The organism is Hahella chejuensis KCTC 2396 (genome assembly GCF_000012985.1).
Lineage (GTDB): Bacteria > Pseudomonadota > Gammaproteobacteria > Pseudomonadales > Oleiphilaceae > Hahella > Hahella chejuensis.
On the sequence record NC_007645.1, the window covers coordinates 73589 to 93270 of the forward strand.

Below are 19682 nucleotides of genomic sequence, written 5' to 3' on the forward strand. Positions count from 1 at the left end.
GCGTCGCCTGGAGGGCGAAATGGCGCTATGTTAGGTAAGGATAGAAGATGGTTATTCGCGTTCCTGTGGCTGGCGTTTGGAGTTTCGATGCAGATCGCCGCCGCGCAGGCGCAGGAACTCAAAGTGGCGCTGATGGTGTTCAGCGGCGATCAGCGGGCGGCGTTCAATGAATTGTCCCGCCAGTTTGAGAAAGAAAATCCTGGCGTCAGCGTACGTTGGCTGGCCTACGACGAGGATGCATATAAAAGCGGCATTGAGCGCTGGCTGAGCAAGAACGAGCCCGCCGACGTGCTGTATTGGCAGGCGGGGGAGCGATTGCTGCAATACGTGCGCAGAGGCTTTGTCGAGCCTATTGATGATTTGTGGGAAGCGCAAAACTTCGATGCGGATTACACCGAGGCGATCAAGGATATTGTCTCCTGGCGCGGCCGCGTTTATGCGGTTCCCTACTCCTACTATCAGTGGGGTCTGTACTACCGGCAGTCCGTGTTTCTTCGCCTGGGACTGCAACCGCCCCAGGACTGGGACGGCTTGCTGAAAATGTGCGACGACATGCGCAAAGCCGACGTCGCTCCCTTCACTATCGGCACCCATTATCACTGGACCTCCGCCGCCTGGTTCGACTATCTCAACCTGCGCATCAACGGGTTGGCCTTTCATCGGGAGCTGACCAGCGGAATCGCTTCCTACACGGACCCTCGCGTGCGCAGTGTATTCGAGCACTGGAAAACCCTGTTGGACAGAGACTGTTTTATCGACCACAAACTGCACCGCGAGTGGGATTGGAAACAATCGTTGCCGCTGCTCTATCGCGGGCGCGCCGGCATGCTGCTGATGGGTAATTTTTTCAGCAGCACCCTGCCGGGGGATCTGGCGGAGGATTTTCGCTTTGCGCCTTTCCCTGTCATCAATCCCGATTTGCCGCGCTACGAAGAAGCGCCGACGGATGTTTTCCTGCTGCCGGTTAATTCCGCCAACAAAGAATTGGCGAGAAGATTCCTGGCTTTTATGGGCAGGGCGGACGTACAGGCGGCCTTGAATGATAAGGTCGGCAAAATCTCCACCAATCTGCGCGCTGTCCATGGCGACGATTATTTCATTCGCGCCGGCGCGCAATTATTGCAATCCGCGGCGGGCATCTCACAATTTTTCGACCGCGACTCTCCCAAAGCCATGGCGGATGACGCGGTGAGAATCTTTACCGAATTTATGGTGGTGCGGGATGTTGATCGCACCCTGACCGCCCTGGAGCGGGCCCGGGAAAAACATTATTGACGGGCCAAGCCTTAGCAAATGCGCGGCAGCGGGTCGCCGCTGCGCCAGTCCACCACACGCTCCCCGCCGAACCCTGTACGCAGTCGAACGAAGCAACGCGGGTCCTCAATCACCTCGCCGATGATGGCGGCGTCGCGCCCTTTCGGGTGCGACCGCATTGCCTGTAACAGGGCGTCAGCCTGCTCCGGCGCACAGAAGGCGATTAATTTGCCCTCGTTGGCGATGTATAAGGGGTCCAGCCCCAGGAACTCACAGGCGGCGCGCACTTCCTGGCGAACAGGGATAGCGTTTTCGCGCAGACGCATGCCCACTTGCGCCTGTTGTGCGATTTCATTGAGCGTCGCAGCGAGACCGCCGCGGGTGGGATCGCGCATGCAATGCAAACCGGGGTCTACGGCGATCATTGTCGCCACCAGGTCGTGCAGGCTTTGGCTGTCGGAGCGCAGATCGGCTTCAAACTCCAGGTTTTCCCGCTGTGACAGGATCGCAACGCCATGATCGCCAAGGCAGCCGCTTACCAGAATACGGTCGCCGATCGCCACCCGCGCCACGCTACAGCTAACGTTCTCAGGCAGGCGTCCAACCCCGGTGGTGGTGATGAAGACGCCGTCGCCTTTGCCCCGCTCCACGACCTTGGTGTCGCCGGTGACGATGGCGACGCCCGCCTCCCGCGCCGCTTCCGCCATGGACAAGACAATGCGGCGCAAGTCGCTCAGCGGAAACCCTTCTTCCAGAATGAAAGCGGCGGACAGATACAGGGGGACCGCGCCAGCCATACAGACGTCGTTGACTGTGCCGTGCACGGCGAGAGCGCCGATATCGCCGCCTGGAAAGAACAAGGGGGAGATCACATGACTGTCGGTAGTCATGACCATGCGGCCCGGAGCGACCTGAAAACAGGCCTGGTCGTCGCCTGCGCGCAGCAGAGGATTATCAAAGGCCTGCAGGAACAGGGCGTCAATCAATCGCCGCATGGCGCGGCCGCCGCCGCCATGAATCAACTCCACGCAGCCGTGGCGAAAGTCGGGGTCCAGGCTCATTTAGCGAGTATGTCCGTAACTGTAGTGGGCGGCGCAGGCGCCTTCGGAAGACACCATGCAGGCGCCGATGGGATTGTCGGGGGTGCAGACGGTGGCGAACAGTTTGCAGTCGGTCGGCGCTTTGGCGCCGCGCAGCACCGCCGGACATTCGCAGGCTTTGTTCTCACGCGCTTCGCTGGGACTTAATTCAAAACGCCTCTCCGCATCGTAATCCGCGAATTCCGGCCTGATTCGCAAGGCGCTGTGCGGCATCCATCCCAGCCCGCGCCATTCGAAGCTATCGCGCAGCGTCATGGTCCGCGCCGCCATGGATTGGGCTTTGGCGTTGCCGGATGCCGTCACTGCGCGGGAGTATTGGTTCTCAACGTCGTAGCGACCTGCGTTGCACTGGCGCACCAGCAACAGGATCGAGTGCAGAATGTCGAGGGGTTCAAAGCCGGCGATGACGATGGGGGTGCGATAACGTCGCGCCAGCGAGTCGTAGGCGCCGCCGCCGGTAATGACGCTGACGTGGCCGGGTCCGACCAGTCCCTCGATGATGCGTTCGCCGGCCTGTTGCGCCGGCTCCAGGATGCCGGTGATCGCAGGGGGGGTGAGCACATGATTGCAGAACACCGAAAAGTTGCGCAGCTTCAGTTCCTGCGCTTTCAGCAGCACCGCTGCAGTGGGCGGCGTAGTGGTTTCAAAACCGATAGCGAAAAACACCACCTGGCGCTGCGGGTTTTCCAGGGCGATGCGCAATGCATCCGCCGGGGAGTACAGCATGCGCACGTCGGCGCCTTGAGATTTTGCTTTCTGCAGACTGGTGCGATGGGCCCCGGGAACGCGCAGCATGTCCCCGTAACTGCATAGAACGACCTGATGCCTTACCGCCAGTTCAATGGCGGCGTCGATGCGCGCCATGGGCAGGACGCAGACGGGGCAACCGGGTCCGTGAATCATCTTCACATTGGCGGGCAGCAGGTCAGGGATGCCGTAACGGAACAGGGTGTGGGTATGGCCGCCGCAGAACTCCATGAAGCGATAGCGCCTTTCCGGATCGGCTTCTGCGTGGATGCGGCGCGCCACTTCGGCGGCGTAATCGCCATTGCGGAATTCGTCGATGTATTTCATCAGTCGCCGCTCCCGTCGGACTCCAGACTTGCGCCGAGCTCCTCTTGCAGCGCCTGCATCTGGTCGAATAACTCTAACGTGCGCAGGGCTTCGTCCTCATCGATTTTACTGAGCGCGTAACCCACGTGCAGGATGACGTAATCGCCAACGCATACGTCGTCCACCAGCGCCAGGGAGATGCGTTTTTTCAAGCCGCCGATATCCACCAGGGCTTCGTCGTTGTCCAGCAGGCTTTCCACCTGCACCGGTATGGCTAGACACATGTGGGTTGGTCCGTCTCGATGACTGCGTTAGGCGCAGGGGGTTGATGTTGGGCGCGGAGATAAGCATACCAGACCTGGCCCAGGCTGATCCCGCTGTCGTTGGGCGGCATTTGGCGAGGCGCGTGAACTTGCATGCCCCGCGCGCGTAATCCGCACGTCAGCGACTCGCGCAGCACCCGGTTAAGAAAGCAACCGCCGCCCAGCGCAATGCGGCCTACGCCAGTTTTGGCGCGAGCCCAGTCGACCCAGGCGAGCAGCCCGCGAACCAGCACGTCGTGAAACAGGCGCGCGCCGGCGTGCGGCTCGCAGGTCGTCAGCGCGTCCAATAGAGGATAAAGATCCAGAGCGCCTTCAGAGGTGATTTCAAACAAGAATGACGCGTCTGACGTCGGCGGCGTTTGTCGGCACAGGGTCTCCAGCGCCATCGCGGCGTGAGCTTCGTGATCTGTATGATGGCGTACGCCCAGAATTGCGGCGGCGGCGTCAAAGTAACGCCCGGCGCTGCTGGTGCGGGGACAATTGACGTTCTTCGCCAGCATTTGGCGTAGCATCGCGTAACCCGGATGTGCGCCGAACAGGCGCTCGGCGTCCTCCTCTCGGCCCTGTGACAGCAAGGCGGCGACGCCAAGACGCCAGGGTTCGCGCACGGCGCTGTCGCCGCCGGGAAGCGGCAGCGGACGCAGTCCCCCGAGACGCCGATAATCGGCGCCGTTCATCCACAGCAGCTCTCCGCCCCAGATGCCGCCGTCGTCGCCCAGTCCAAAGCCGTCCAGCGCCAGCCCCAAGACCGGGCCGCGCAGCCCCGCTTCCGCCATGGTCGCCAGACAGTGGGCGTGGTGATGCTGCACTTGCAGCAGCGGAACGTCCAGGCGTTCGCTATAACGGCGGGCGGCCTGGGTGCTGTAAAAATCGGGATGCAGATCGCAGGCGATCAGGTCGGGCTGTATGGCCAGGGTCTCCAATAGGCGCTCCACGGTGAGATCGAGATCGCGGCAGGCGGCGGCGCGATCCAGGTCGCCGATATAAGGCGAAACGAATGCGCGATTCCCCTGGCTGACGCAAAGGGTATTCTTCAGAAATCCGCCGAAGGCCAGCACTGAGGGTCCTTCCTGGGCCAGCTCAATCACGTTGGGCGCCAGCCCGCGACCGCGTCTGACATAGATGGCGGGCTGGGAGTTCTGCAGGACGGAGTCATCGCTACGCGCGAGGATATCTCGGTTGTGCAGCAGAAAGCCGTCGGCGACGCCCTGTAAATCCCGCAGGCATTGCGCGTTGTCGGTGATCAGCGGCTCGCCGCTGAGGTTGGCGCTGGTGACCACCAGGGTCAGAGGCTGCGCCTGCTCCAGCCAGGTCGTATCCGCGGGGCATCGCAGGGCCTGGTGAAACAACAGGTAATGAATTGGCGCATAGGGATACATGACGCCGATATCCGCGCATTGCGGCGCTACGCCGGACAAACGGCGGTCGCAATCAGGGCCTTTGCGCGTCAACGCGATAGGCGCATCGGCGCCCTGCAGCAATTGTTCCGTGTGATCGTCAATTTCCGCCATCCCGGCAAGCGAAGCGCGGTTCAACGTCATGATTGCGAAGGGTTTATGGGGGCGCTGCTTGCGCTGACGCAGGTCCGCCACCGCGCGCGCATTACCGGCGTCGCATAGCAGGTGGACGCCGCCGACGCCTTTGACGGCGATAATTTGTCCCTGACTCAGCCCTTGCCAGGCTGCGGCGATGGGGTCGATGTTCTGGTGAAGATCTCCGTGTTTGTCATACCACTGCAAGGCAGGGCCGCAGGCGGCGCAACTGTTGGTTTGCGCATGGTGGCGACGCTGCTCTGGATCATTGTATTCATGCAGACATGCCGGACACTGTGGAAACGCATCCATACTGGTGCGGGCGCGATCGAACGGCAACCTTCGGATCAAACTGTAGCGGGGGCCGCATTCAGCGCAGGTGATGAAAGGATAGCGATAACGGCGATGATGAGGATCGAACAGTTCGTTCAGGCACTGGGCGCACAAACGCAAATCCACGGGGATGGCGCCCTGAACGGCTCCGGGGGTGGAGTCGACGATGGCGAAGTCATGTCGATGAGGAATCACTGTCGCCGTGTCGGCGGCGAGGGCGCGCACCTGCGCCTGTGTCGGTTTATTCGCCAGTAGCTGCGTTTTATAAGCCTGTAACTGACTGGGCGAACCCTGGATATCGATCAGCAGATCTCCGCCTTGATTCCAGACTTTACCGACGAGTCCCAGCGAGGTGGCCAGACGGTACGCGAAAGGACGAAAACCGACGCCTTGCACCACCCCGCTAAGGGTCAGGATTTCCCGGGCAGGCGCTGCTGTAGCCATTGTCGCCACTGCTCCATTCCAGCGCCGGTTTTGGCGGACAGATGGATGATTTCCATGTTCGGATTGACCCGACGGGCGTATTCCTGCGCCTTGTCCACATCGAAGTCGACATAAGGCGCCAGATCGATTTTGTTGATCAGCATCAGCTGGGAGGCGTGGAATATATCCGGGTATTTTAGCGGTTTGTCTTCGCCCTCGGTGACGGACAGAATCGCCACCTTGGCGGCTTCCCCCAGATCGAAGCCGGCGGGACACACCAGGTTGCCGACATTTTCGATAAACAGAATATCCAGCTCCGGCAGCGGCAGGCGCTCCAGGGCGTGGCCCACCATATGCGCATCCAGATGGCAGCCTTTGCCGGTATTGATTTGCACTGCTTCGACGCCGGTGGCGCGAATGCGTTCGGCGTCGAATTCCGTCTGCTGATCGCCTTCGATCACTGCGATATGCAGCGATTCTCTGAGCTCGGCGATGGTGCGGGTCAGCAAGGTCGTCTTACCGGCGCCGGGACTGGATACCAGATTGAGCGTCAGCACCTGATGGACGCCGAGCAGATCTCGGTTGGCCATGGCGAACTGGTTGTTCTTGTTCATGACGTCCTGCTCGATCAGCACCATACGCGTCTGAGACAGGCCGGACGCGTGGGCGTGAGCCGGCGCCAAAGGACTGCCGTTGAGGCTGGCGTGTTCATCGCCGCATCCGCAAACGCCACACATGTTTTTCTCCCTCTGATTAGCTATTACCGGGTGATGATGTCACATTGTAGCTCCGGTGAGTGAATTTTGGCGCAGCATCTGGTTGCATCTTGCCCCAAGTCAAACCCCTCGTCATGACGGCGACGCTCACAGGCCGGCGAAGGTATCCGGCTGCGCCTGAAACAGAGATTCGAACTGCGGTTTGCAATAGTAATAACCCTGCTGAAGATAAATCCCCAGATCCCGCAGCGCCTTGGCTTCGTCCAGGGTCTCCACGCCCTCGGCGATGATGGTGATATCCAGTTCGCGGCAAACTTCTGCGATGGCTTTGACGATAGACTGGCGCGGCTTGTGACGAGGCAGGTCGCGCACCAGCTGCATGTCCAGTTTGATGATGTCGGTCGCCAGTTCCGCCAGCAGATTCAGGCCGGAATAGCCGGAGCCAAAATCATCAATGGCCACCAGAAAGCCCTGTTTTTTATATTCGTGCACGATTTCGCTTACGTGTGGCAAATCCTTGATTTGCTCGCCCTCGGTGAATTCGAAAATGATGCGCGATGTGGGAATGTTGTGCTCGCGTGCGGATTCCAGGGTGGTGCGGATGCAGAGTTCGGCGCGATACACGGCGTTGGGCATGAAGTTAATACTGACCCGCGTATCCAGGTTCAGCTTGGCGGTCAGCTCAATGGCCTTCACCCGGCAGGCCTGATCGAAGCGGTAGCGGTTGTCGTAATCGACTTGTCCCAATATAGCGCCTGCGCTTTCGTTGTTGACGCCGCGCACCAGCGCTTCATGGGCGTACACGCTGTGTTCGTTTAGGTCGACGATAGGTTGGAACGCCATGGAAAAGTCAAAGCTCAAACCCGCCCCATGGGCGCATTCCGAACAGTTCAACGGCTTGAAATTATGTTGCGCCTTCATCCTCCGGCAGCCTCCCTTGGTTAGTCGCGATCTGTTGTCAGTTTAGTACAGACGGCGTGTTTTTCAGGTCTGCTCCCAGCTTTCCGCGCGCAAGGCGGCGGCGCGGGCGAACTGGTCATCGAAGCGACGGGGGAAAGGGAGGAAGCGGTGCTTATGTCGATATGGCTGTAACTGGCGCACGGTGTTAAAGCCGCAAGCGCTGAAGATGCGCTGCGCTTTGGCGAACCAGGGCGTGGCGGGGTACACGCAGCGATGGACCACGTCAGCCGGCAGAGCGGTCGGGCGCTGCGGCGACAGCAGCACAAGCTGCGGGGACACGCCCTCCAGGGCGGCGCTATCCCGGGCCAATGCGATCAGCTCCAGAATTTCCTCTGTAGAGCCTGCGTGCACAATCAGCCATAGCGGCGCGGAGGATAGAGCGTCTTGTGGTGAGGGCCGGACTGGATCAAGAGGCGGATCGTCCAGATGCAGAGAATCGATGCGGTCGCAGCAGGCAGTCAGCGCAGCGGCGTGATCCCCGCTGAGGGTCTCCAGCTGAAAACAGCGTTGATAGCGCGGCAAGGCGCCCTTGAGCATGGGGGCGTACACCGGCCAGCGCAGCAGGCGGGCGCAATGGATCAGCTCGGCGTCAGCAGGAAAAGGAAAGTCGCACAATTCTCCCAGCAGGCCGCCGGGAAAGGCGTCGATGATGATGCGTCGGTAGGTTTTCTGCGCCAGGGCTGCGGACAGCCACCGGCGCACGCCATCTGGATCTTTGCTGAGCCCCTGCGGGGCCCGTAGTGTGAGGAACTGTTGGGATAAAGGCGGCTCTGTGTCATTCCAGGCGGAACTCATCGCAAGTGTGACGGGTTCTTCCAGCCCCAGGGTATGAATCAACGCCTGGGCGCGGGTGATGTGTCCGAGGCCGCCTCCCAGCGCGTAGAAAAAAATCATGGCTATTGCCGCATCAGAATTTCCGCCATCAGGATATAGCGATGCTCAGGCCGGATGCGTTCGTCCAGCAACAGGCCATAGGCGGAGGACAGGCGATAGTCATTGATGCGATAGCGCTCGTCCTTGTCCGCGTCTTTGACTTTCACTTCCTTCTTGTCCTGACTCAGCTGGGCCTGACCGATAAAGATCTCCGTTTCGCCGGACACCCGATACACTTTGAGCTTGTCGCCCTTCGCTTTGATCTTCACCGGACGCGCTTCGTCGCCGTTGACGACGATTTTCAGCTTTTCAATGTCCCCTTTGACTTTGATTTCTCCGTTGAGGTCGTCCGCCCTCAGTTTGAAGTCGTCGCCCTTGCTTTTGACTTCCGCCACCAGCACGCCGTTTGGGCCGTAATACTTACGTTTGTCATCCTTCAGTCGGGAACTGAGGCGAGTCATGACGCCGTGATCCCGATAGCGGATGGAGAGGTCGTCATAGGACAGCGTGAACTCCACTACCAGATCGCCGCGGTCGTCTTCGACCTTGAGCGCCTGCGCTGCGGCGGCTTGCGTCCAGAGAGCGGTCAGGAACAACAGCCATAGCATGCGCCAGGACTGTAAAAGCGGGTGAGACATACAGATATTCCTCAAAGGCTGTGCAGATGACTGACTTTCTGTTCCAGGCTGATGACCTCACGGAACAGAATCTCATAACGGCTGATTTCCGCATCCAGGTTCAGGCGTCGCGCGGCCAGCTCGCGACAGGCGTCGGCCATTTCTTCCCGTTGCGCCGGCGCGACGGCGAAAGCGCGTCTGATGGCGGCGACGCAGGCGTCGGTCTGACCGGAATCAAACAAGAAGCCGTGCTGGTTGTCTTCCAACACGTCGGCCATGCCGCCGGCGCGGGACGCCAGCATAGGAACGCCGAGCGCGGCGGCCTCCAGCATGACGTTGGGCATGCCGTCGTAATAGGACGGAATGCACACGTAATCGCAGGCGAGATAGTAGGGCGGCAGAGCGTAGCGGTCCGCGAAGGGAACGTGGCTGTAATCCAGTTCAGGCGCGTTCTCAAGGCGCTCCTGCAGCGTCGGTTCCATATCGCCCACCACCAGCAGGTGCGACTTGTCCGCCAGGCCGGAGCGCAACAGCGCGTCGATGAAGTAGTCGCCGCCCTTTTTGCGCTTGATATGGCCGAACATCCCCAGTATCAGACGGCTTTCTCCGCCGATGCGCTGCCGGCGCAACGTCTGCGCCTGTTCGTAGTCGGACTGGATCGGGCTCCAGGAGGCGAGATCAATGCCGTTGGCGACCCATTCCACGGCGGCGCCCGGCCATAAGCGCTGAATCTTGGCGACTTTATCGCGGCTGACCGCCGCTACCCGGGCGCTGGCGCGGATCGCTTTGTCCAGCACGGCGGAGCGCTTGGGATCGAACACGGCGGCGTCAAAATCGTTGCCGCGAATCAGTACCGACAGCGGCTTTTGCAGCCAGGCGGCGTAGACCGGCCCGGCCAGCATCGGCGCATAGCCGCCGAAGGCGACTACGGCGTCGTAGCTTTCGGCGCCGAGGTGGGGCAGGGCGCACCAAAGCCGGTTCAGGGTATGGCTGACGTCCGCTTCCAGTGGGCAACGGATGTTGACCCCGCCCAGCTTGCGCTGCGCATTCAGGTCGCGCCACTTGCTGCTGAAGTGGACCAGATCAATGCGCCAGCCGCGGCGGCGTAATTCAGACACAATGCGGTCGCAGCTTTGCGCCATACCGCCCTGTTGCGGGAAGTGGTTCTGGGTCAGCCAGAGTAAGGTTCCGGTCATAGGCGCGCCTTCAGCTGTCGAACAGGTCGGCGGAATCATCGTCGCCGCCCAGGTCGTCCTGCATATCCAGCATATCGGCGGCGCCGACGAAAGCGGCGACTTCGTCCGCGCCGAATCCGTGGTCTTGCGTCAGCATGTCGGCGTCGCCGGTCTCGGTGTAGTAATGTTGGCGATAGTAATAAAACCAACGGGCGGAATTACCGCCGTCATCGTCCATGTAGGCATCGTCTTCCATATAGCCTTCGTCATCGCCAGTGTCGCTATCCCCTTGTACGGCGGCGCATTCAGTGCATAGCAACTCGCCTTCCACTGTCATACTGTGCCGGAGGCACATAGGACGCGAGCAGATGGAGCAAGTCATAGCGGAGGGCGCTTCACATGGGCGCAGTACGAAAAACCCGGCTTTTACTTTACATTCAATCATTGCATCACCCTACCGGTTTTAAGCTTTTATAAATCGCGGACACGCTGACCAGAAGCTCTTTGAGAGCCATTTTTTCCCCCGGACGAGCGCCGCCCGGCGCCTGGCGGCGACATCTGAGCACGCTTCTGCGTTCTCCTTCTTTCTTAACCTGCGGCGCTGTGGCGCCGGGCCTGATCTGAGCCTGATAACAGTCGTTCTTATAGCTCAGACTGACGTCCATGCGAGTTTTGATCTTGTACTTGGTTTTCATTTTGATTTTGCCGCGGGGGTTGCGCTTGCGTATGTTGCGGCGGCGCACCATATCCAGCACCTCCCAGTTCAGTACGCTGCCGTCGGCGAGGCTGAGGCTGCCCTGAAACCAGGGATCGCTGAACATGGACTCCTCCACTTTGGGATATTTGTTCCCGGCTTTGACAAAGTTGATGCGCTTTGACAGCAACTCTGGTCCCAGCAAATCCACTTTCAGCTTCAAGGGGGTTTCCGGATTGGCGTCCTGGCGCAGAATCGTCAGCAGAGGCAGCACGGAATCACGCAGTCGATTGGGAATATCTTTGCTTTTTAAGGAAAAGAAGGCGATAAGACTGAACACGAAGGCGACCGCAAAGCCTGCGGCGGCGGGGGGAAACTCAGCGACGAGCGAGCCGATAAAGCCCACCACCCAGAGGGCGATGGAGACGCCTACCCATTTCCTGACGCTATCCCCGCTTTTATCGCGGGCGGCCATAAAGCGTATGCGCTTGAGCCACTCGTCGATACTGAATTCCCCTTCGAGCTTTTTCGTGCGCATGGCTTCACGAAAGTATTTTTTTAACTCTGGGGTGGGCGCTGGCGCCCTGTGTTGCTTTGCTTTAGCCATCTACTTCCCCGCTATCAGTTCTTCATGAATGTGTTGCAGCGCGGCATTGGCGTGGGACCACTGCAACCCCTCCGCGATTTTGCGCTGCGCCGCGACGCCCATTTGCGTCACGATGTCAGGATAATCCAACAACACCCGCAGTCCGCGAGCCAATTCCGCCGGCCGTTCCGGCGCCACCAGATAGCCGTTCTCACGGTGCTCCACCAGCTCCCGCACCACCGGCAGATCGGAGGCGATCACCGGAACGCCCGCTCCCATGGATTCCAGAATCTTTAAAGGGCAGCAGCCCTGATCGATATTGCGCGGGCACTCCGTCAGCGGCGCCACGCTGATATAAGCGTTGCTGACCCAGGGCGCCAGCTCTTCCCTGCTGAGACGATGCAGCCAGGTGGTCCGTTCCGCCACGTCTAATTTTTCCGCCAGCTTCTGGTATCCCTTGGCGCGTCGGGATTTCACCGAACAACAGATCACCAGGTGCAGGTCCGGGATATCCTGTAGCCGTTGCAGCGCCCGTAACAGAACATCCAGTCCCTGCCACGGCTGCACCGCCCCAAAATATAAAATATAGCGCTTTGGCGCGGCTTCGGGGCGCGCATGGCCATAGTTAAGCTCCGTTCCGTTGGGAATCACGCTGACGCGTTCCGGCGCTACCCCGCGTCGCGCCAGATTGTCGCGGATGACGCCGGAGGGGACCACGATGCGGTCCGCCCGGCTCAGGCACTCGTCTTCCAGCGCGCGGATTTTCGCCAACGTGGCGGCCCCGACATTGGGATACGCCATGGGCAACTCTACGGAGGGCAGGCCATTGACCTCGTAAAGGGTGCGGTAGCGTCCGGCGGCGCGACGCACCAGCGGCAGGCCGCCCCAGGGATCGCGGAATTGCGCGACTTTCAGGCTGTCCTGCAACCCTCTTTCCAGCACGCCCTGTAGTTCGCTGCTGTAAGCCAGCGCGCGATGCAGATAGTTATCCAGCAAGCGTCCGAAGCGCAGGATTTCCACGGCGCCTTCCCGTTGAAAGCGAGGTAGGCGCTCATTTCCCAGCACATAGAGAAGTCCCCCTCCCGCGGCGTCAAACAAGGTTTGCGCTGCCTGCTGAATGTGCGTGGCGGCGCCTTTGGCGGAAGGATAAACATCGAAAGCGGCGTACAGTGCGGGATGAGATTGCAGAGGTAAATTCACGTTGTTGCGCTTATTCCATGAGGCGGTTGCTGAGCGTTTTGTTCTGAGGCTGGTTGACGTGTTTTCACGCCCGCGCATGAGAGCGTTAGCGGATACTAGCAGAAACCGGCGCCGCGTCTCTACTCCGGGCGCATAGAGCAAGAACCTCTCACTGGGATACGTTTTTTCACAAGAGATATTTGTTTTTCCAGCAAATTCGGCTTTAAGAAACCAAATCCCTGTCTAGACTTAGAGAAAACGCTCATATTTTTTTTCCGGGGTTGTGAACATGCACTTCAGACGTTTCAAAATCGGTCATCGCACCGCCGCCGGGTTTGTGGTCGCCCTCGCTTTCATTCTTGGACTGGGCTTGTTTTCATTGAAGCAGATGTCGGCCATCGCGCAATCTTCCGCTGAAATTGCGGAGGACTGGTTACCCCGTCAACGGGTGTTGGGAGAGATACAATCCTCCCTTAATTTCTTCCGCACCCAGGAGCTGTTACATGTGATGGCGGAGTTCAATCAGGAAATCATCGATGCGGATGAACGCATGAAAGCGGCGCAGAATAAGCTGGAAGGGTTGATGGCGGACTACAAGAAAATTCTGGAGTCCGAACAGGAGAAAAACCTCTTTGAAACCCTCACCGCCTCCTGGAAGAGCTATCTGGAAACCCACGACGAAATGATTGGTTTATCCCGGGTGAAATTCAAGGAAGAGGCCCGCGAAATGATGACCGGCCCCAGCAATGAAAGACTGGAGCAGCTACGCAAGGTCTATGTGGACCTGTCCGACTTTGTGGCGTCCGGCGCCGATTCCGCCAAAGGCCGCGCCAGCGAGCTGTATTCCGCGACCAAAGAACTGATGATTATCGCGATCGCCCTGGCGGCGGTGATTACTTTCACCTTCGCGCTGGTGCTGACCCGCAGTATCAACAAGCCGTTGAAATCCGTGCTGTCCGCTGCGCGCCGCATCGCCCGTAACGATCTGACCCAGACGATCGAAGTGGAAGGCCAGGATGAGATTTCCGACCTGCAGAAAGCGCTGGCGGAAATGCAGGATCGCTTACGTAAAACCCTGCAGAAAGTGACCTCCGCCGCCGCTCAGGTGGCCTCCGCGTCGGAAAATCTGAATGCGCTGACGGAGGACGCCACCAACGCCTTGAACATGCAGAACAGCGAGATTCAGATGGCCGCCACCGCCGTTACCGAAATGTCTACGGCGGTGGACGATGTGGCCAAGCACGCCAACGATGCCTCTGAGGCTTCGCAAGCGGCGGAGTCGGCCTCGACCAGCGGGCGTAAACAGGTCGGCGAAACCAAACAGTCTCTGGAAGAGCTGACCAACTCCGTCACCAGCACGGGGGGGGAGATTCAGGCTCTGGCCAATCAGGTGGGGGAAATCAGCCGCGTACTCGATGTGATTGGCTCCATCGCCGACCAGACCAACCTGCTGGCGCTTAACGCCGCCATTGAAGCGGCGCGGGCGGGAGAGCAGGGACGCGGCTTCTCGGTGGTGGCGGACGAAGTGCGCGCTTTGGCTCATCGCACGCAGGAGTCCACCCGGGAAATCACCCAGATGATCGACAATATCCAAAGCGTCACCCGCAAAGCCGTGAACTCCATGACCGCCAGTAACGAGCACACGCATAAAACCCTGTCACTGGCGGAAGCGGCGGATGGCGCGCTTGAAGAAATCATGCGTATGGTGGGACGCATCAACGAGATGAACCTGAGCATCGCCAGCGCGTCGGAAGAACAGGCCCATGTGGCCCGGGAAGTGGACCGCAATCTGGTGAATATCCGCGATGTGGCGGACCACACCGCGGAGGGCGCGCAGAAAACGTCGGCGGCCAGTCATGAGCTGGCGGATCTTGCGCATGATCTCAACGGCATCGTCGCCGGCTTTAAGCTGTAGTCATCGTCGTTTTGCCATAGCCGCCGCGGGAGACAGGGCCTGACATGGGCAGGCCCTGTCGTTGCAGACAAATAGAAGGAAGCTATTTGGCTGCCTGATTAATAATGGCAGACGTTCCCTGACACCGTCGGCGTTTGCGCGGTGGCGGACCCTTTCTGACCAACCATGCCAAACTCCACATAAGCGCCGGGCTGGATGGTTTTATTCCAATCCAGAGGGCTCGCCTTATAGGGATTTTGCCCGGATAAATTGGCGTTCCAGTGATTGTCAATCAGCGTGCCGTCGCTGTACTCCCAGTTGACTTCCCAACCGTCCAACGGCGTTGATCCCTGGTTGTGAATGCGGATCAGGGCAACGAAACCGCTGTTCCACTCATTCTGTATGATGTATTCGCAAGCCCCTTGCGAGTCGCCGTCGTCGAGGATCGCCTGTTGCGTCAAACTGGCTTCGCCGCCGCGACCGTCCGTCACTTTGAGCGTGACGTTATACACGCCGGGCGCAGCATACTCATGGCTGGCGGTTTTACCTGAACCGACGGCGCCGTCGCCGAAGTCCCATTGATAGTTGAGCGTGTCGCCGTCAGGGTCATTGGAGGCGCTGGCGTCAAGACTCAAAGTCAGACCGGCGGCGTTCGTGGTGAAAGCCGCCACCGGATCATGATTGGGGTCTGGATCGGGTCCATCGCCTGCTTCCGCCAAGTCATTGACGAAGGCCAGGGTCCACACCAGGGCGCCGTTCCAGTTGATGGTGATCTCATTGGTGGACCAGGAGCCGATGTCGTCGATGAAACACGTCTGCGGTTTGCTTTCGCAGCCGGATAACGCCGCTTTCGCCACATCATCCTCCAGTCCGGGGTTTGGTCCTCCCGCCAGCGCGCCGGGGGGCGCCCAGGGATAACTGCTATTGAGAACGCCGGCCCAAAAACGATGGTGAGGCTGTTTGACCGCATGGGCGCCATGCCCGGTGACGTAGGACAAAGACAAGGCGTTGCGGCCGAACAGGTAATCCACGGATTTCAGCGTGGCCTGGGCGTATTTGTCCTCGCCGGTGAAATCATAAGCCAGGGCGGTGATGGCCAGTTTGTTGGCCAATACATTATTGGAGCCCCAGTAATATTCCTCGTTCCCCAATGGCAGCAGGTACCCTTGCGAATCAATGACCGCGACCAGTTTGTCCGCTAATGACACCAGCGTTCCCCGGGCCCGCTCGCGCAAGGTCGCGCTGTGATCGGCGGGAACCATGGCCAGGGACATCAGGGCGGGAATGCGGGTTTGCGGCCAGGCCCAGTCAGGCGCCAGATCCTCATCCCATTGAATGTCGTGCTTGTAGCTGGCGTCGCCGGTGGTGACGAACAGCTCCGCCGCCGCCCACACGAATTCATCGCTGACGTCCTGGTCGCCGTATCCACCGCCGCCATTGTTGAAGTCGTCTTTGTAGATGACGTCAGGGTGCTGCTTGGCGGCTTGCCAGGCCCGTTGCGCCGCGGTCAAACAGCGGGCTGCGAAATCCGGGTCGATGTCTTTCCATATCCGCGCGCTTTGCGCCGCGGTGGCGGCCAGGTTCAGGGTGGCGGCGGTGGAGGGAGGAACCAGATAGCGCTGGCGCGGGTCTTCATGGGGCGCCAGCGGTAGACCGGTCCAGTTTTCATCATGCATTTTGTGATGAACCATGCCAGCCAGGGCTTCGCCTTCCGGAACCTGCATCGCCAGCAGGAATTCCATCTGCCAGCGGGCTTCGTCCAGCAGGTCGGGCACGCCGTTGCCGCTTTCGGGGATATTCAGGGTTCCGTCGGCGAAAGCGTCCTTATGCTTGCCGAAATGTTGATTGCGTTCATAGGCGTTCAACAGCTTCCACACGGAAATGCCGCCATTGACGACATATTTGCCGTGATCGCCGGCGTCATACCAGCCCTTGGAAACGTCCAGCGAGTAATTGCAGGTTCCCGGCCAGCAGGGGACGTTGTAATCGCCCAGGTTAGGCGCGACGCCGATGTGCCCCGCCGGGCGCGCCAGTTTGGCGTCCGGCGCATAGCTACTGCGTCCGCCGCCGGTAAACTGGGGTTCGATCTCAATGCCGCTGCGATTGTGGTAGTAGTAACGGATGGCGTCATACAACGGGCCGGTAAAAACCTGGTCGTCAATGGCGAAGGGATAACTGCGATCGCCGCCGACCTTCAGTTCGTAGCCTTCTCCTTCAATATCCACATTGGAAAAATCGATGTGATGCAGACGCTCGCCGGAAGCGGCGTCGGCGCCTTTACGTGCGGTCATGCCTGAAGCCACCAGGGCGCCATTGCGCCATAATTCCCAGCTTTGCGCGGCGTCATTGGCGGTGGCGTACACAGCGACTTTGGGCGCCTCCGGCAGATAACCGCGCTGGTTGACGCGAGGATTGCCGTCGGCGGAATACGCCTGGATCGGGGTCATGGCGGCGGCCAGTGCGGCGGCCAGGGCCAGGCTCATGGAACTTAATAAAAACATTGGCGTGCGCATAATCAGCGTCTCCTTTTCAGGTTTTTGTTGGTCCTCAGGCGATCCTCCCTGATCGCCTGGTTTCAGGTTCGTGCAAGCGGACCGGATCACCGGCCCAGCGTTTTATGCGATTTATTCAATCGGCGGATAAGCGTTCTCCACCAGCATGCGGAACTGCTCATGGAACCAGTGTCCCGCCGCCGGCGCGCCGTCTTTCGCTCCAGTGGGGTAGCCGGACTTGCCGATGTAGTCGGGGCTGCACATGGGATCGAAGCTCTTGCCCTCGTCATCGGGCGTGGTTTGTGATGGATCGCTGGTGCCGTCAGACTCGCCGGGGGGCTTGATCCAGACGAACGCATCCACTGGCGCACCGGCGCCGAAGGGCGCAGCGCGGGGACGTTCGCCCACCCCGGCGCCGTCAGCGTTGCACCAGTTGCCGCGATGGAAACGACGATCCAGGCGCGCGGCGGTGACATAGTTGTCTACCGTGTCGGCGGAGGCGTCCGGTCCGGTGGGGCGCTCGTCTCCACCCCAACCGTTGCGGCTGGTGTCGATCAGCAGGCCGAGATCGCTGGGGAAACCGGCGTTGACGAAGGCTTGGTGCAGATTTTCGGCAAAGCCTTTTTCGTCGAACTGAGGGTTCCACTCATAAAACTTGGAGGAGCGAATTTCCTGCCCGTTAATGCGCAAGCTCGGATCAGGCAGATAGACTTCTTCGGTGGGCGTGTAGTTGGAGACGTTGGAAACGAATCCGTCAATGACGCTCAAATCGCCGCCGGAAGCCTCTTTCACCACCTGCGTAAACAGCTGTACGGTGGGGCCGAAGTTGCTTTCCCAACCCAGCCAGCCGGAGTGGGCGATATCCAGATAGAGATAGACATTGGGCAATTGCGACAAACGGCTGATCGCATACTGCACGCCGTCGACGTAAACACCGTTTTGAGCCACTTTGGCGCACTCGGGGATGTCGCGGTTGGTGACCAGGTTCGGCAACGAGTCCGGCTCGATTACTGTGACAATGCGGATGTCGCGGAAGCGAGGGTCGGACATGACGTCATAGATCACGTCAATGTAGTCTGACTTGTAAATCGCCAGGCCATTCTGATCTGAATGCAGCGTGCCGTTGGAGGCCAGTGCGGCGCAGTCCCGATCTGGCAGGTTGTACACCACAAAGGTGGCGGTGATGGGCGCATCGCCGACTTTTTGCGTCAGCGCCGCTTCCAAATGCTGTTCAAGGCTCAGACGACCGCCGTTGAGGTCGCCGCCGTAGATGGCGTCGATACGATCCAGCCAGACCGCGGTGGGCGTGTCTTTCAATGTCGCCATTTTTGCGGCCAGAGAGGCGTCGACCTTGGCCATGGAAGCGTCCACCTGTTTCGCATAATCCGGGTTGATATAGGCTTTGGCGCCGGCGAAGGGGTTGTTGACGTGTGCATGATCGTCGCCGGGATCGGTATCGCCTTCCTCCACAGTGACGCTTTTGCTGGCGCTATCGCTTTGTTCGCCGTCGCTGACAGTGAGCTGGATGCTGTAGGTTCCCGCTTCCGCATAGGTATGGCTGGCGCTGACGCCAGAGGCCGTGGTCCCGTCGCCGAAATCCCAGATATAGGTGAGATTGTCGCCCGTCGACGCGGCGGCGTTAACGCTGACGGTTTTATCCACCACGCTGCTGGAGAAGCTGGCGGTGACCGGGTCCGCCGTATCCGGCTGTTTCACGCGAATGCTGCGGGAAGCCGTGACGGACGCTGCGCCATCGCTGACAGTCAGAGTGACGTTGTAGTCGCCGGGGTCTGCGTAGCTGTGGGAAACCTTGACGCCTGTCGCGCTGGAGCCGTCGCCAAAGTCCCACTGATAGCTGAGCGCATCGTTGTCCGGATCGCTGGAGGTGGAGGCATCGAAAACCACCGGCAGCGGCGCGTCGCCAACGCTGACGGAAGCGGTGAAGGCGGCGACAGGGGGACGGTTATCCGGCGCACCGTCATCATCGCAAACGTCTCCGGTGACGACGGGAATCGGGGCGGCAGCGGCGCCTTTAGCGCCCTGCATGCCGAACTCGATGGTCTGGCCGGGAGCGATACGCCCGTTCCAGCTCATATTGGCGGCCCGATAGGGATTGGTTCCCGATAACTGGGCGCTCCAGGAGTTGCTTAGCAGCGAGCCGTCGTCATAACGCCAGGCGACGTCCCAGCCGTTGATTTCGCTGGCGCCGGTGTTGGTGATCTTGATCAGCGCTACGAATCCGCTGTTCCATTCATTCTGCACGACATATTCGCACTTGGCGGCCTGTGCGAGGGGGCTCTGCACGGCGGCGAATCCCAGGGAAAGAGCGGCGGCAAGGCCGTATCCCGATTTCATTGAAAGTTTCATTGGCGTTCCCTTTTTGGAGAATTAAGTCAGTCCAATATTCAAGATTTTCGCTTTGTCGTTAGGGGCGCTGTGCGCCGGAAAAGCGCCATAAGGCGCTATGGGCGGCGGCGA

General features: G+C 59.9%; 16 protein-coding genes. 2 read left to right on the forward strand and 14 right to left on the reverse strand.

From position 1 onward, the window contains the following. Positions 1-27 precede the first annotated feature (27 nt). Positions 28-1275 carry an ABC transporter substrate-binding protein gene (locus HCH_RS00330; protein WP_011394069.1) on the forward strand — a complete coding sequence of 416 codons (1248 nt, stop codon included), beginning with the start codon at positions 28-30 and terminating at the stop codon, positions 1273-1275. Between the two features lie 11 nt (positions 1276-1286). Here HCH_RS00330 and hypE read toward each other — a convergent pair whose 3' ends face one another. The 12 genes from hypE to HCH_RS00390 form a co-directional block, all read right to left on the reverse strand. Further along, on the reverse strand, positions 1287-2315 hold the full coding sequence (hypE, locus tag HCH_RS34370) for a hydrogenase expression/formation protein HypE (RefSeq protein WP_011394070.1): 1029 nt from the start codon (positions 2313-2315) through the stop codon (positions 1287-1289). Next, complete coding sequence (hypD, locus tag HCH_RS34375; protein ID WP_011394071.1) at positions 2316-3428, reverse strand: hydrogenase formation protein HypD; 1113 nt, start codon at positions 3426-3428, stop codon at positions 2316-2318. It lies immediately after the preceding gene. Then, positions 3428-3691 (reverse strand): HypC/HybG/HupF family hydrogenase formation chaperone, encoded by a 264-nt coding sequence (locus tag HCH_RS00345; protein WP_011394072.1) that lies wholly within the window; start codon positions 3689-3691, stop codon positions 3428-3430. Before HCH_RS00345 ends, hypD begins: the two co-directional genes overlap by 1 nt. Next, a complete protein-coding gene (hypF, locus tag HCH_RS00350) occupies positions 3682-6039 on the reverse strand; it encodes a carbamoyltransferase HypF (protein ID WP_011394073.1) in 2358 nt (785 codons plus the stop codon). Before hypF ends, HCH_RS00345 begins: the two co-directional genes overlap by 10 nt. After that, the gene (hypB, locus tag HCH_RS00355) at positions 6006-6755 is read right to left on the reverse strand and encodes a hydrogenase nickel incorporation protein HypB (protein ID WP_011394074.1); all 750 of its coding nucleotides are present in this window, start codon (positions 6753-6755) and stop codon (positions 6006-6008) included. Before hypB ends, hypF begins: the two co-directional genes overlap by 34 nt. Before the next feature lie 126 nt (positions 6756-6881). Then, on the reverse strand, positions 6882-7655 hold the full coding sequence (locus HCH_RS00360; protein ID WP_011394075.1) for an EAL domain-containing protein: 774 nt from the start codon (positions 7653-7655) through the stop codon (positions 6882-6884). A 63-nt stretch (positions 7656-7718) separates the two neighbouring features. Next, positions 7719-8588 (reverse strand): hypothetical protein, encoded by an 870-nt coding sequence (locus HCH_RS00365; RefSeq protein WP_011394076.1) that lies wholly within the window; start codon positions 8586-8588, stop codon positions 7719-7721. Positions 8589-8590: 2 nt separating this feature from the next. Continuing rightward, positions 8591-9205: a hypothetical protein gene (locus HCH_RS00370; protein WP_011394077.1), complete on the reverse strand. Its 615-nt coding sequence runs from the start codon at positions 9203-9205 to the stop codon at positions 8591-8593. Between the two features lie 11 nt (positions 9206-9216). Then, positions 9217-10380 (reverse strand): glycosyltransferase family 4 protein, encoded by a 1164-nt coding sequence (locus HCH_RS00375; protein ID WP_049780802.1) that lies wholly within the window; start codon positions 10378-10380, stop codon positions 9217-9219. Between the two features lie 10 nt (positions 10381-10390). After that, complete coding sequence (locus HCH_RS00380) at positions 10391-10804, reverse strand: hypothetical protein (RefSeq protein ID WP_011394079.1); 414 nt, start codon at positions 10802-10804, stop codon at positions 10391-10393. Between the two features lie 4 nt (positions 10805-10808). Beyond that, a complete protein-coding gene (locus HCH_RS00385) occupies positions 10809-11660 on the reverse strand; it encodes a hypothetical protein (protein WP_011394080.1) in 852 nt (283 codons plus the stop codon). After that, a complete protein-coding gene (locus tag HCH_RS00390) occupies positions 11661-12839 on the reverse strand; it encodes a glycosyltransferase (protein WP_158304915.1) in 1179 nt (392 codons plus the stop codon). A 268-nt stretch (positions 12840-13107) separates the two neighbouring features. On the opposite strand from HCH_RS00390, the gene HCH_RS00395 reads away from it, so the two are divergent. After that, entirely contained in the window at positions 13108-14733 is a 1626-nt protein-coding gene (locus HCH_RS00395; protein WP_011394082.1) for a methyl-accepting chemotaxis protein, read from the forward strand. A 98-nt stretch (positions 14734-14831) separates the two neighbouring features. Here the strand turns inward: HCH_RS00395 and HCH_RS00400 are convergent, their stop codons facing one another. Further along, the gene (locus HCH_RS00400) at positions 14832-17225 is read right to left on the reverse strand and encodes a glycoside hydrolase family 9 protein (RefSeq protein ID WP_011394083.1); all 2394 of its coding nucleotides are present in this window, start codon (positions 17223-17225) and stop codon (positions 14832-14834) included. 111 nt (positions 17226-17336) lie between these two features. Further along, positions 17337-19571 (reverse strand): glycoside hydrolase family 6 protein, encoded by a 2235-nt coding sequence (locus tag HCH_RS00405; protein ID WP_011394084.1) that lies wholly within the window; start codon positions 19569-19571, stop codon positions 17337-17339. Positions 19572-19682: the final 111 nt, after the last annotated feature.

Coding starts and splice junctions, on each gene's coding strand:
- HCH_RS00345 (WP_011394072.1), bottom strand. CDS start 3,691: ATGTGTCTAGCCATACCGGTGCAGGTGGAAAGCCTGCTGGACAACGAC.
- hypB (WP_011394074.1), bottom strand. CDS start 6,755: ATGTGTGGCGTTTGCGGATGCGGCGATGAACACGCCAGCCTCAACGGC.
- HCH_RS00370 (WP_011394077.1), bottom strand. CDS start 9,205: ATGTCTCACCCGCTTTTACAGTCCTGGCGCATGCTATGGCTGTTGTTC.
- HCH_RS00380 (WP_011394079.1), bottom strand. CDS start 10,804: ATGATTGAATGTAAAGTAAAAGCCGGGTTTTTCGTACTGCGCCCATGT.
- hypE (WP_011394070.1), bottom strand. CDS start 2,315: ATGAGCCTGGACCCCGACTTTCGCCACGGCTGCGTGGAGTTGATTCAT.
- HCH_RS00405 (WP_011394084.1), bottom strand. CDS start 19,571: ATGAAACTTTCAATGAAATCGGGATACGGCCTTGCCGCCGCTCTTTCC.
- HCH_RS00385 (WP_011394080.1), bottom strand. CDS start 11,660: ATGGCTAAAGCAAAGCAACACAGGGCGCCAGCGCCCACCCCAGAGTTA.
- HCH_RS00400 (WP_011394083.1), bottom strand. CDS start 17,225: ATGCGCACGCCAATGTTTTTATTAAGTTCCATGAGCCTGGCCCTGGCC.
- HCH_RS00395 (WP_011394082.1), top strand. CDS start 13,108: ATGCACTTCAGACGTTTCAAAATCGGTCATCGCACCGCCGCCGGGTTT.
- HCH_RS00375 (WP_049780802.1), bottom strand. CDS start 10,380: ATGACCGGAACCTTACTCTGGCTGACCCAGAACCACTTCCCGCAACAG.
- HCH_RS00330 (WP_011394069.1), top strand. CDS start 28: ATGTTAGGTAAGGATAGAAGATGGTTATTCGCGTTCCTGTGGCTGGCG.
- hypF (WP_011394073.1), bottom strand. CDS start 6,039: ATGGCTACAGCAGCGCCTGCCCGGGAAATCCTGACCCTTAGCGGGGTG.
- HCH_RS00365 (WP_011394076.1), bottom strand. CDS start 8,588: ATGATTTTTTTCTACGCGCTGGGAGGCGGCCTCGGACACATCACCCGC.
- HCH_RS00360 (WP_011394075.1), bottom strand. CDS start 7,655: ATGAAGGCGCAACATAATTTCAAGCCGTTGAACTGTTCGGAATGCGCC.
- hypD (WP_011394071.1), bottom strand. CDS start 3,428: ATGAAATACATCGACGAATTCCGCAATGGCGATTACGCCGCCGAAGTG.